Origin of the sequence: Actibacterium mucosum KCTC 23349, assembly GCF_000647975.1 — a bacterium.
GTDB classification, from domain to species: domain Bacteria; phylum Pseudomonadota; class Alphaproteobacteria; order Rhodobacterales; family Rhodobacteraceae; genus Actibacterium; species Actibacterium mucosum.
In genome coordinates this window covers 365,700-378,088 of the sequence record NZ_JFKE01000004.1, presented here as the reverse complement: position 1 = coordinate 378,088, position 12,389 = coordinate 365,700, and the positions used below count along the sequence as shown (strand labels likewise).

The 12,389-nt window shown below is 65.4% G+C and carries 11 protein-coding genes; 7 read left to right on the top strand and 4 right to left on the bottom strand.

Annotated features, from left to right (window positions below):
• Positions 1–26: 26 nt before the first annotated feature.
• A complete protein-coding gene (locus ACMU_RS19495) occupies positions 27–233 on the bottom strand; it encodes a hypothetical protein (RefSeq protein WP_161635667.1) in 207 nt (68 codons plus the stop codon).
• Between the two features lie 101 nt (positions 234–334).
• Between ACMU_RS19495 and ACMU_RS11125 the strand changes: the two genes are divergently transcribed.
• The 7 genes from ACMU_RS11125 to ACMU_RS19920 all read left to right on the top strand — a co-directional run bounded on the left by ACMU_RS11125 (position 335) and on the right by ACMU_RS19920 (position 8,272).
• Positions 335–1,177 (top strand): arsenate reductase/protein-tyrosine-phosphatase family protein, encoded by an 843-nt coding sequence (locus ACMU_RS11125; protein ID WP_035259473.1) that lies wholly within the window; start codon positions 335–337, stop codon positions 1,175–1,177.
• A gap of 15 nt (positions 1,178–1,192) precedes the next feature.
• Positions 1,193–2,203, top strand: a complete 1,011-nt coding sequence (locus tag ACMU_RS11120) for an ArsJ-associated glyceraldehyde-3-phosphate dehydrogenase (RefSeq protein ID WP_035259832.1) — start codon at positions 1,193–1,195, stop codon at positions 2,201–2,203.
• Entirely contained in the window at positions 2,203–3,453 is a 1,251-nt protein-coding gene (arsJ, locus tag ACMU_RS11115; protein ID WP_035259472.1) for an organoarsenical effux MFS transporter ArsJ, read from the top strand. Before ACMU_RS11120 ends, arsJ begins: the two co-directional genes overlap by 1 nt.
• Before the next feature lie 92 nt (positions 3,454–3,545).
• Positions 3,546–4,433, top strand: coding sequence for an AAA family ATPase (locus ACMU_RS11110; RefSeq protein ID WP_152544590.1), 888 nt, complete (start codon positions 3,546–3,548; stop codon positions 4,431–4,433).
• Position 4,434: 1 nt separating this feature from the next.
• Entirely contained in the window at positions 4,435–5,685 is a 1,251-nt protein-coding gene (locus tag ACMU_RS11105; RefSeq protein ID WP_035259470.1) for a vWA domain-containing protein, read from the top strand.
• Positions 5,682–6,674: an XdhC family protein gene (locus tag ACMU_RS11100; protein WP_051588280.1), complete on the top strand. Its 993-nt coding sequence runs from the start codon at positions 5,682–5,684 to the stop codon at positions 6,672–6,674. The genes ACMU_RS11105 and ACMU_RS11100 overlap by 4 nt, the downstream gene beginning before the upstream one ends.
• The gene (locus ACMU_RS19920; RefSeq protein ID WP_035259469.1) at positions 6,671–8,272 is read left to right on the top strand and encodes an NTP transferase domain-containing protein; all 1,602 of its coding nucleotides are present in this window, start codon (positions 6,671–6,673) and stop codon (positions 8,270–8,272) included. Before ACMU_RS11100 ends, ACMU_RS19920 begins: the two co-directional genes overlap by 4 nt.
• Here ACMU_RS19920 and ACMU_RS11090 read toward each other — a convergent pair.
• From ACMU_RS11090 to ACMU_RS11080, 3 genes are read right to left on the bottom strand one after another with little or no spacing between them, the layout of a single operon-like run.
• Complete coding sequence (locus ACMU_RS11090) at positions 8,269–10,314, bottom strand: sensor histidine kinase (RefSeq protein ID WP_081805498.1); 2,046 nt, start codon at positions 10,312–10,314, stop codon at positions 8,269–8,271. The two genes, ACMU_RS19920 and ACMU_RS11090, sit on opposite strands and share 4 nt — an antisense overlap.
• A complete protein-coding gene (locus ACMU_RS11085; RefSeq protein WP_035259467.1) occupies positions 10,311–11,483 on the bottom strand; it encodes an FIST N-terminal domain-containing protein in 1,173 nt (390 codons plus the stop codon). Before ACMU_RS11085 ends, ACMU_RS11090 begins: the two co-directional genes overlap by 4 nt.
• The gene (locus tag ACMU_RS11080) at positions 11,484–12,200 is read right to left on the bottom strand and encodes a LuxR C-terminal-related transcriptional regulator (RefSeq protein WP_051588279.1); all 717 of its coding nucleotides are present in this window, start codon (positions 12,198–12,200) and stop codon (positions 11,484–11,486) included.
• Between the last annotated feature and the right edge of the window lie 189 nt (positions 12,201–12,389).

Here is a 12,389-nt window from a genome sequence, read left to right as displayed (position 1 = left end):
TGAAAACCACGATCAGGTGACCGGAGTCAGATGCTGGCCCAATCCGAATAGGTGTAATCGCCGTCTTCTTTTGATGGCGTCGGCGATTGTGCGCGGTGGCGCTGTTCAGAGGGCTGCTTTTCGGCGGCCTTCGGATCGGGTTTCTTGTCGTCCTGCATGTTGCGCTCCTGTTTTGCGCCCTGCCTTTTGGCCCCCTCGTTGTGGGTGGAGGGCCTGATCAGAAAGGGTTTCACCGAATTGTGGCAAAATCGGGGCAGCAGCATCCGGATCGTGAACGGACGTAACAGATGAAATAAGACTTGCGAATCTCTGATAATTCATTAATTCATGAATTATGGAATTAAACGTTGCCTCTTCCCTGCTTTTCACCCTCGGGCACGAGGGCCGTTTGGCGGTGTTTCGCCTGCTGGCGCGCCGGCTGCCTGACGGGGTACGCCCATCCGAGATTGCCGAGGCGTTGGGCCTGAAACCCAACACCTTGTCGGTCTATGTCTCGGCGTTAGAGGCTGCGGGGCTGATCTCGTCACACCGGCAGGGCAGGGCGGTGTTCTACCGCGCCGAGATGCCCGCCATGTCGGATCTTCTGAACTATCTGGTCGACGATTGTTGTCGCGGCCGCCCGGAACTTTGCTTGCCTTCCAAGGCGCTTAACCAAAAGGACACGGACATGTCTGACGCACAATTCAACGTTCTGTTCATCTGCACGGGCAACTCGGCCCGGTCTATCTTTGCCGAGGCGCTGCTGGCCGAACTGGGTGGCGACAAATTTGTTGCCCATTCCGCCGGCACGCGGCCTTATTCCGAACTGAACCCTTTCGCGGTCGAACTGTTGCAGCGTAACGGCCACGATATCTCGGGCCTGCGGTCGAAAAACGTGTCTGAATTCCAAGGCGACGACGCCCCGGGCCTGGACTTCGTGTTCACCGTCTGCGACGCCGCCGGGAACGAGGAATGTCCGCCCTGGGAAGGCCAGCCGCTGACCGCGCATTGGGGCCTGCCCGACCCGGTCAAGGTGGACGGCACGGATGCCGAGAAGTCCTATGCCTTTGCAAATACCTACGCGATGATGCGCCGCCGCATCTCGGCCTTTGTGAACCTGCCGTTCGAACAGCTCGACAAGATGTCGTTGCAATCGCGGCTGGACGAGATCGGGCAGATCGCCCCCGAAGACGCTTAAATACTGGAAGATATGATGACAAAGATTGCCGTAAACGGCCTGGGCCGGATGGGAAAACTTGTGCTGCGGGCCCTGTTTGATCAGGGCCTGCCGGGCGAGATTGTGCTGCTGAACGATATCGGCGGAACGCCCGAACAGCACGCCCTGTTGATGGAGTTCGACACGGTGCATGGCCGCTGGGATGCCCAGATCAGCCATGACGACGACAGCTTGACGATCAACGGCACGCGCATGGCCATGACGGCCGAGCGCACGATCGAGGCGCTGCCACTGGCCGAGCTGGGGGTGGACCTTGTGCTCGACTGCACCGGCGTTTTCAAGACCGAGGCCAAACTAGCGCCTTACTACGACGCCGGCGTGAAAAAGGTCGTGGTCTCGGCCCCGGTCAAGGATGGCAATGCGCTGAACCTTGTTTATGGAATCAATTCCGACCTTTACGACGCCGAAAAACACAACCTCATCACCGCGGCCTCGTGCACGACAAACTGTCTGGCCCCGGTTGTGAAGGTGCTGCTGGACGGCATCGGGATCGAACATGGCTCGATGACCACGATCCACGACGTGACCAACACGCAGACCATCGTGGACAAACCCCACAAAGACCCGCGCCGCGCCCGCTCGGCGCTGAATTCGCTGATCCCGACCTCCACCGGCTCGGCCACCGCGATCACGCTGATCTACCCCGAGCTTAAGGGCAAGCTGAACGGCCATGCTGTGCGGGTGCCGCTGCTGAATGCCTCGTTGACCGATTGCGTGTTCGAAGTATCGCGCCCGACCACGGTGGAAGAGGTGAACGGGTTGTTCGAGGCTGCCGCCAATGGCCCGCTGAACGGCATTTTGGGCTATGAAACCCGGCCGCTGGTGTCGACCGATTACACCAACGATCCGCGCTCCAGCATTATCGACGCGCCGTCGACCATGGTGGTGAACGGCACGCAGGTGAAAATCTATGCCTGGTATGACAATGAATGGGGATATGCCTGCCGTCTAGGCGACGTGACCCGTATGGTGGCGGAGAGCCTCTGATGGACCAGACTGCGCAGCGCCCCGAGGGGCTGGCCGCCTATATCGCGGTCACCGCCGCCTACTGGGCTTTCATGCTGACCGACGGCGCGCTGCGCATGCTGGTTCTGCTGCATTTTCACACGCTGGGCTTTTCGCCGATCCAGCTGGCCTATCTGTTTTTGCTGTATGAATTCATGGGGATGGTCACCAACCTGGCGGCCGGATGGATCGCGGCGCGGTTTGGTCTGACGTTCACGCTTTATGTGGGCCTGGGCATTCAGGTGGCGGCCTTGCTGGCGCTGTCGCTGCTGGATCCCGGCTGGGCCATCGGCCTGTCGGTACTGTTCGTGATGGCGGTGCAGGGCGCGTCGGGCGTGGCGAAAGACCTGTCAAAGATGAGCGCCAAATCCGCGGTCAAGATACTGGCCCCCGAGGGCGACGGGGCGTTGTTCAAATGGGTGGCGCTGTTGACCGGGTCGAAAAACGCGGTGAAGGGTCTGGGCTTTTTGCTGGGCGCGGCGTTGCTGGCCGGGTTTGGCTTCACCACCTCGGTGCTGGGCATGGCCGCGATCTTGGCGGTGATCCTGGTGGCGGTGGCGGTGTTCATGCCGGGCGGGTTGCCGCAGGGCAAGAAGGGCGCGAAGTTTTCCGAGGTCTTCTCTAAGGATGCGCGCATCAACCGGCTGTCGGCGGCGCGCATGTTCCTGTTTGGTGCGCGCGACGTCTGGTTCGTGGTGGGCATCCCAATCTATTTCTACGCGGTGCTGTCGGACGGGACCGAGGCCGGAAACCGCGCGGCGTTTTTCCAGATCGGCACCTTTATGGCGCTGTGGATCATCGGCTATGGCTTTGTGCAGGGTATGGCGCCCAAACTGTTGGGGGGGAAGGATAAACCGCTGTCCGAGATCACCCGGCTGGCCGCCGTTTGGGTGGGGGTTTTGGCTTTGATCCCTCTTGCGCTCGCGACCCTCGCGTTTGTGGCGGGCGCGCCGCAGGGCTGGCTGACCGTGACGCTGGTGGCGGGGCTCTTGCTGTTTGGATTTGTCTTCGCCGTGAACTCGGCGGTGCATTCCTATCTGATCCTGGCCTTTACGCAGGCCGAGCGGGTGACGATGGATGTTGGGTTCTACTATATGTCGAACGCCGCCGGGCGCCTGTTGGGCACGCTTTTGTCGGGTGTCAGCTATCAGGTGGGTGGCTTGCCTTTGTGTCTGGGCACGGCGGGCATCATGGCGGTTCTCAGCTTTGTGACCGTGCGCAAACTGGCCTGATCCTTGCCAACCGGTGTGCCCCGTCCGAAAGTCGCATGGCCTTGCCCGTGCAATTGCGCGACAAAGGGGCAACCGGATTTGGGAGGATGCGGGTGGACAAGCCGAACTCGATCGACGCGGTGCAGGCCGCACTTGCGGGCCAGAACTATGTGGCAGGCCGCGCGCTGAGCACCGTGACCTTTCTGGCGCTGACCCTTGGGCGGCCGCTGTTTCTGGAGGGTGAGGCCGGCGTCGGCAAGACCGAGATTGCCAAGGCCATCGCCGCCATGCTGGGCCGCCGGTTGATCCGCCTGCAATGTTACGAGGGGCTGGATGCGGCCAGCGCCGTTTACGAATGGAACTTTGCCGCGCAGATGCTGGCCATTCGGGCCGCCGACGGGGGCAGCGCGCCCGATGACCTGTTTTCTGACCGTTACCTGATCCGCCGCCCGCTGCTGGAGGCGATGCAGCCGCAGGAAGGCGGCGCCCCGGTCCTGCTGATCGACGAGCTGGACCGCACCGATGAGCCGTTCGAGGCTTTCCTTCTGGAAGCGCTCAGCGACTTTCAGGTCACCATCCCCGAGCTGGGCACCGTGACCGCGCCCGAGCCGCCGATTGCCATCCTGACCTCGAACCGCACGCGCGAGGTGCACGACGCGCTGAAACGCCGGTGCCTGTATCACTGGGTTGACTACCCCGCTTTTGAGCGCGAGCTGGAGATCCTGCAGGCCCGCGCGCCCGAGGCGTCAGATGCGCTCAGCCGGCAGGTGGTGGCATTTGTGCAAAAGCTGCGCACCGAGGATCTGTTCAAGAAACCCGGCGTGGCCGAAACCATCGACTGGGCGAAATGCCTGCTGGCGCTGGATGTGATCGACCTCAGCCCCGAGGTGATTGCCGACACCATCGGCGCCATCCTGAAATACCAGGACGATATCGCCAAATTGCAGGGCTCGGACGCCAAGCGCCTGCTGGACGAGGTGAAGGCGGAACTGGCGGCCTGACATGTCGGAATCCGCCGCGCTGGACATTCCCGAAGACGGCAAGCTGGCCCACAATATCGTGCATTTCGCCCGCGCGCTGCGCAAGGCAGGGCTGCCGGTGGGGCCGGGCCGGGTGCTGGACGCGGTGCGCGCGGTCGAGGCCGCGGGCTTCACCGACAAGACCGATTTTTACTGGGTGCTGCACGCCAGTTTCGTGTCGCGCCCCGAACAGCGCGCGGTGTTTGCGCAGGTCTTTCGTCTGTTCTGGCGCGATCCGCGGTATATGGAGCAGATGATGTCGATGATGCTGCCCTCGGTGCGCGGCGCAGCGCAGGAGCGGCAGGCCCGCGCGGCCGAGAAACGCGCGGCCGAGGCGTTGCTGGACGGGGTGGAGCGCGATCTGCCCGAGATCCCCGAGGCCGAGGGCGAAGAGATCGAGATCGACGCCAGCCGCACCACCAGCGGGCAGGAACGCCTGAAGACGCTGGATTTTGAACAGATGAGCACCGACGAAATTGCCCAGGCCAAGCGCATGCTGGCCCGGCTGCGCCTGCCGGTGAAACCGATCCGGTCGCGCCGCACCATGGCCGCCAGCCACGGCAAGCTGCCCGATTGGCGCCGCACCATGCGCGATGCCGCCCGCAACGGCGGCGAGATTCGCAACTTTGCCACCCGCAACCGCCGCACCCGCTGGCCGAACCTGGTGGTGCTTTGCGATATTTCCGGCTCTATGTCGCAATATTCGCGGATGGTTTTGCATTTTGTCCACGCCGTCGCGCAGCAAAAGGGCGCGGGATGGGCCAGGGTGCATGCCTTCACCTTTGGCACCCGGCTGACCAATATCACCCGCCACCTCGTGACCCGGGATGTGGATGCCGCGCTGGCCGCCGCCGGGGCCGAGGCACAGGATTGGGAGGGCGGCACGCGGATCGGCGACACGCTGCACGCGTTTAACCGCGACTGGTCGCGCCGCGTGCTGGGCTCGGGCGCGGTGGTGCTGCTGATCACCGACGGGCTGGACCGGGGCGATGCCAAAGCGCTGGGCGCCGAGATGCAGCGCCTGCACCTCAGCTGCCGACAGCTGATCTGGATCAACCCGCTTTTGCGATGGGACCAATTCGCGCCCAAGGCCATTGGCATCCGCGCGATGCTACCCCATGTTGATACGTTCAGGGCGGGGCATTCCATTGCCTCGCTGGAAGGGCTGGCCGCCGCGATCTCCACCCCCGGGGACACCGGCGAAAAGGCCCGGCTGATGGGGATGATGTCATGAGCATTGCCGAACACGATCAGATCATCGAGGCCGCGCTGGCCATGGTCGACGCAGGCCAGCCGGTGGCGCTGGCCACGGTGTTGGAAACCTGGGGCTCGGCCCCCCGGCCCGTGGGTGCGCAGCTGGCAATATCCGGCGATGCGGCGATGGTGGGGTCGGTCTCGGGCGGCTGCGTCGAAGGCGCCGTGGTGGCCGAGGCGCTGGACCTGCTGGAAACCGGCGAATGCCGCGTGCTGGAGTTCGGCGTCAGCGATGACGATGCTTTTGCCGTGGGTCTGGCCTGTGGCGGGCGGATCAAGGTGCTGGTGGAACCCATCGGCGTGGGGCAGGGGCCGTCTTCGGACCTGCTGCGCGATCTGGCCGCCGCCCGCGCCGCGCGTCGCCCCGCCGCCTATGTGGTGAACATGTCCACGTGGGACCGCAAGATCGCCGCGCTGGACGACCCGCAGATCGCCGAGGCCGCGCTGGCCGAGAAATCGCGGCTCGATGGTGAACTTTTCATTGGCCTGCACATGCCGCCCCTGCGGCTGGCCATTATCGGCGCGGTGCATATCGCGCAGGCCCTGTCGGATATGGCGGCGCTGGCTGGCTACGACGTCACCGTGATCGACCCACGCGACAGTTTTGGCTCCACCGCCCGCTTCCCTGGCCACACGGTTGTGAACGACTGGCCGGACGAGGCGCTGGCCGCCCACGGGCTGGATGCGCGCACCGCTGTAGTGACGCTGACCCACGACCCCAAGCTGGACAATCCCGCGATCCAGGCGGCGCTGGGGGCGGATATCTTCTATCTCGGCTGCCTCGGCTCCACCCGCACCCATGGCAAACGCGTGGCGTTCCTGCAGCAGCAAGGGTTTTCCAAGGCCCAGATTGCCCGCATCCACGGCCCCGTGGGCCTGAATATCGGGTCGAAAACCCCGGCCGAGATCGCGGTGTCGATCCTTGGCCAGATGACCGAGCGCCTGCGCCGTCCTGAGACCCGCCCGTGAAGTTCGGACCCGTCCCAACCGATCAGGCGCTGGGCGCGGTGCTGGCCCACGGGCTGCGCGCCGGCCGCGTGTTCAAGAAGGGCCGGGTGCTGGACCAGAGAGATATCGACGACCTGCTGGCCGCCGGCGTGGCGCAGGTCACCGTCGCCCGGCTCGACCCCGGCGATGTGGCCGAAGACGCCGCCGCCCAATCGCTGGCCACCGCGCTGGCCGGCGATGGCATCCGGGCCGAGGCGCCCTTTACCGGCCGCGTGAACCTCGTCGCGGCGCGCGACGGGCTCTTCACCGTCGACACCGAAACGCTCACCGCGCTTAACGCGGTGGACGAGGCGATCTCGCTGGCCACGCTGCCCCATGCCCACCGCGTGACCGCCGGCACCCTGCTGGCCACCGTCAAGATCATCCCCTACGCGCTGCCGGGTGCCGCGCTGCGCGGCGCGATGAACGCGGTTCAAGCACCGCCCCTGGCGGTGCGCGGCAACCGCGTGAAAAGCGCCGCCCTGATCCTGACCGAAACGCCGGGCTTCAAGCCCAGCCTTCTGACCAAGGCCCAGGACGTGACCCGGGCCCGCCTGACCCGCCTGGGCGTTGACCTGAACCAGGTTCAAACCGTCCCCCACCGCACCGATGACGTGGCCGCCGCGCTGACACGCACCGCCGCCGACCTGACGCTGATCTTCGGCGCCTCGGCCACCTCGGACCGGGGCGATGTGGCCCCGGCGGCCGTCGAACAGGCCGGCGGCGCGATTACCCGGTTCGGCATGCCCGTTGATCCGGGCAACCTGCTCTTTACCGGCACGCTGAACGGCGCGCCGGTCATAGGTCTGCCCGGCTGTGCGCGTTCGCCGGCGCTCAATGGCGCCGACTGGGTGCTGGAACGCATCGTCGCTGGCCTGTCGATCACCACCGGGGATATCGCCGCGATGGGAGTAGGAGGGCTTCTGAAGGAAATTCCGCAACGTGCCCAACCGCGCCGGGCCCCGTTGCAGGCGCAATCCGGCGTTGCGATCCTGCTGCTGGCTGCCGGGCGCGCCCGCCGCATGCGTGGGCAGGACAAGCTGACCCGGCAGGTAGATGGCGAGGCGCTGCTGCACCGCGCCGCGCGCATTGCGGTCGCGGCCGACACAGGTGCCGAAACCCGCGTGGTCCTGCCCAAGGGCCACACTGCCCGACGTGCCGCGCTGGGGGATCTGCCCGTGGCCGTCACCGAGACCGAGGATTGGGCCGAAGGTATGGCAGGATCCCTGCGCGCCGGGCTGGCCGATATCCCCGCCGACGCCGCCGGCGTTATCGTGGCACTGGCCGATATGCCCGAGGTCACCACCGATCATTTTCGCGCCCTGACAGCCGCCTTTGATCCCGATACCGGGGCCGAGATCTGCCGGTCGGTCGCCGCAGACGGCACACGCGGTCACCCGGTGTTGTTCAGTCGCCGTTTTTTCGAAGCGCTCAGCGCCCTGCGCGGCGACACAGGTGCGCGCGAGGTGCTGCGCGCCGCGTCCGAGATGGTGGTGGACGTGCCCACGCCGGGTCAGGGCGCGGTGACCGATCTGGACACGCCCGAGGCCTGGGCCGCGTGGGAGGCCGGGCGCGACTAAGCGCCCAACAACGCCTGCACCGGGCCCAGATCCTGCGCCCCCACAACCGGCACACCCGCCGGGGCTGCACCCGCCCCGATCCAAAAGACCGGCGCGGCGGTGCGGGGCAGGGGCGTGGCACCGCACAACACCACATCGGGATGCAGGTCCAGCTCGGCCAACAGCGCCTCGGCCTCGGCTGCACTGGGCGCGCTCAGCGTATCGATCCCCTCGGCCTCCAGTGCGGCGATGATCTCGGCGGTGCAATCTGCTTTGCCAACCACCATCGCCAACCCGCCCCGCGCCGGCGCGCCGTCCAGCGGCACCGTAACCTGAAAGACGCTGCCGCGCCCCTCGGTCGAGATCAGGTTTAGCGGGTGGTGCAACAATGCGCAGGCCCGCTCGACAATCGACAGGCCCAGCCCCATACCCTCGGCCGCGCTGGCCGCCGCATCCAGACGCTGAAACTCGCCAAACACCCGCTCGCGCGCGGCTTCGGGGATGCCCGGCCCGGTATCCCACACCTCCAGCCGCACCGCGTCGCGCAGCCGTCGCGCGCCCACCAGAACCCGGCCCGACACCGTGTACCGAATGGCGTTCGAGATCAGGTTTTGCAGAATACGCCGCAAATAGGTGGCGTCGCTGATCACCACGGCGCGGCAAGGCACCACCCGCAAATCCAGACCCTTGGCCACCGCCGGGGGTGTCATTTCGTCGGCCAACTGCGCCAGCAACCGGTCGATCCGCACCGGCGACAGATGCACCGTGGCCCGGCCCGCATCCAGCTTGGAGATATCCAGCAACGCCTCGATAATGCTTTCCACGCTGCTCAGCGCGCGGGCGGCCTTGGCGGCAGTTGCGCGTTGATCGGTTCCGGCATCCAGGGTCGACAGGAACAGCTTGGCAGCCGACAAGGGCTGCAACAGATCGTGGCTGGCCGCCGCAACAAAACGCGATTTCGACTGGTTGGCCCGCTCCGCCTCGGCCAGCGCGTCCTGCAGTTCCAGCGTGCGTTCCACTACGCGGCGTTCCAGCGTTTCGTTGGCTTCGCGTGCGGCCTGCGTGGCGGCGCGTTCCTGCGAGATATCGGTGAAGCTGATCACGAAACCCTGCGTCGGGATCTTCTCGGCAAACAGGGTTAGAACACGCGGGCCGGGCAGCGACAGCTCGTCTGACAGCGGCGCGGCCTGGTCACCCGCAGCCATCCAGCCCTGCAACCGGTCCATCGGCATGGCGCCGGACAGCCCGGCAAAAAGCGTAGCAAAGGGCGTGCCCAGCTCGAACCGCGACAGGGGCACGGACAGTAACGCGCTGGCTTGCGTGTTGCGGCCCACAAGGCAGCCTTCGCCGTCAAAGATGCACACGCCCTGATTCAGGTGTTCCAGCGTCGCGCGGATCAGGCGGGCCTGATCGTCCAGCATGCGCTCGCGCTCTTGCAGTTGCCGCCGCATGATCCCGGTGACGTCGGTCTGCAGAACCACGGTGCCACCGGTGGGGGTGCGATGCTCGGAAACCTGCAGCCATCGGTCACCGGTCAGCGCCACGTTGAACAGCACGTGATCTTGCGCGTGGCGGTTCATGCGGTTCGTGGCCCAGCCCTGCGCCGTGTCGCCGGGCGGCAGGTCCAACGCCGGGCTAACAGCGACCTGCGCGACGTAATCGCCGAAGGCCAAACCGGGCTGCAAGTGGCGGCGCAGCTCGGGCATATGCATACCGAACCGGCTGTTGCACAGCACCAGACGGTCATCGGGCGAGAACAGGGCAAACCCCTCGCGCACCGCCTCGATCGCGTTGGCAAGGTCGGCGCGGGCGGCCTCGGTGGCGCGATTTGCGCGCTCCAGCTGCGCGTTGGAGCTGTTGAGCAGGTCCAGCGCGTGTTCCAGCTCGCCGGTGCGGCTGCGCACCTCTTCCTCCAACAGCGCGGCGCGCTGAAACTGCGCATAGGCCGCGCCGGGCGCATCGGCGCTTTGTTCCACCCGGCGCATCAGCGCGGCAGCGATGGTCAGCAACTTTTCGTTCTGTTGTTCCAGACTGTCGGCAGGGTTTATCAGGCCATGGCTCATGGGCGGCGATCCGGCGGGTAGATGGCCACGCCCGTCAGTGTCTGGTTCACATGCATGCCGCCGACCTGCTCACCATAGGTGGAAAAGCCCACCACGTTGTTGTCGGCCAGCACATCGGACAGCTGTCCGACAACCTGCCGCTGCTCGGCCTCTTTGCGGCGCAGCACGCAGTCACAGGCCAGAATGGCATCCGGTGCGTTGTTGTCATGCAGCGCGGCCATTTCTTCCTGCAGGTGGCTGACCATGTCCTTGGCCTCGGCCAGGCTCAGCACCACGCCTTCATCCACCGCCGAGAAAAAGGCCAGATCGCCGTTTTCCAACACCTGACGGATCGACCGGACGTGATGGTGATCCCCGATCCGTACCACCACGGGATGCGCGGCGAATGTAAATGTTGTCAGCTGCGTGGGGTCCTTGCCCAGAATGCGGGCATATTCGGGGGCAGCGGGGGCGCCGTTGATCTCGTGCACGATGCGGCGGGCGGGATCGGCGCGGGTGACCACCATGCGCTGGGCGGTCGGGATCATGTGATCCGAGCAAAAGACATGCACGGGGCAATCGGTGCGCAGCTGCACCAGCACCGCCGCATTCGTATGGGTCTGCCCGTCATGCAGCACAAATGTTCGGCCAAAGTCATCGCCGTCCCCGGCGGACCCGCCAAACAGGGGCACGGTTCCGATCCCGGCGGACAGATGCGCGGCCAGCCGGTCTTCCTGCGTCGACATCCCGTCGACCATCAGAAAAGCAAACTCGTGCGGCCAATGGGGGTGATCGCGCAGCAGGGCGGTGCGGGTGCGCAGCACCCTGTCGATCAGTCCGGTTCCTGTTCCCACGGTCTCCAGCGCGTCAATCCGGGTGATACGCGCCCGAAAGTGCGCCTTGGGCAGCATCAGCGCCACGATCTGCCCCTCGGCATATCCCTGCGGCCCGATTTCGCCTGCCGTGGTGCAACCGATAACCGATGCAGGGGCAAACACCTGCGCCGCGCGGGCAATCACCGCCGCGGCGTTGGCGCGGGGCGAGACAAACAGCACCACCAGTTCGGCCGCAGGCGCACCCGAAAGGCCGCGTGCCAGATCGCCCACCGGGTCGGGGGCGCAGGCATCGGCAAAGGCGCTGCGAACAAGTGGTTGCTGGGTAATCGTGGTCTCCTCCCTCATGCCCCCGATCTATGCAGGTGGCGGCGGCCGCTGCAACAGGGTAGAGAAACTGGCCTGTTTCGTCAGCAGCACAGCCTGCGTGCGGCTTTGCACGCCGAGTTTGCGCATAATGGCCGTGACATGGGCCTTTACGGTGGTCTCGGCGATGCTCAGATCCCAGGCGATCTGCTTGTTCAGCTTGCCCTCGCAGATCAGTTGCAGGATGCGCGTTTGCTGCGGGGTCAGCGTCGCCAGACGCTCGGCCGCCACATGGGCGGGTTCGTCCGCCTCGTCGGTCTGATCGCTTGTGATGCAACCCAACGGCACAAAGCTGCGCCCTGTTGTCAGATGTTCGATCGCGGTGCGGAACACATCGCGTGACGAGTGTTTTGGCACATATCCCGCCGCACCGGCTTTCAACGCCGTTGTGATCACCCGGTCATCTGCCAGTGAGGACACAACCAGCACCGGCGCATCGGTCGCGGCCACAAGGCGGGCCAACCCGTCCATCCCGTCCACATCCGGCAGACCCAGGTCCAGCGTCACCATATCGGCCGCCGGGCCATCGGCCAGAACCGCCAGACCGTCGGCAAGGCTGGGTGCGACGGCCTGCGTCTGTACGCCCGCAACCGCCTGCAGGGTCAGCGACAGCGCGTCACTGTACAACGGATGATCCTCGATGATCAGCGCGGTCTTGATATCGCGGGGTGGCACGGGCGCGGTCTCCTGTTGTGGTCCTTTCAACATAGTCACGCGGGCTGGCAAAGGAAAACGGCCCATTGGTCGTAAATCTCGTGCAAATTCACAGGGATTTTTCTTCGCCTCCGGGGTGAAACCGCGTTACCCTAAAGCCCTCACACCCGCCATGGCCACGCATACACCCAAGGTCGCATAGATCGGCGTTTGTCCAGCGGGCTATGCTGGGTCTACGAAGAA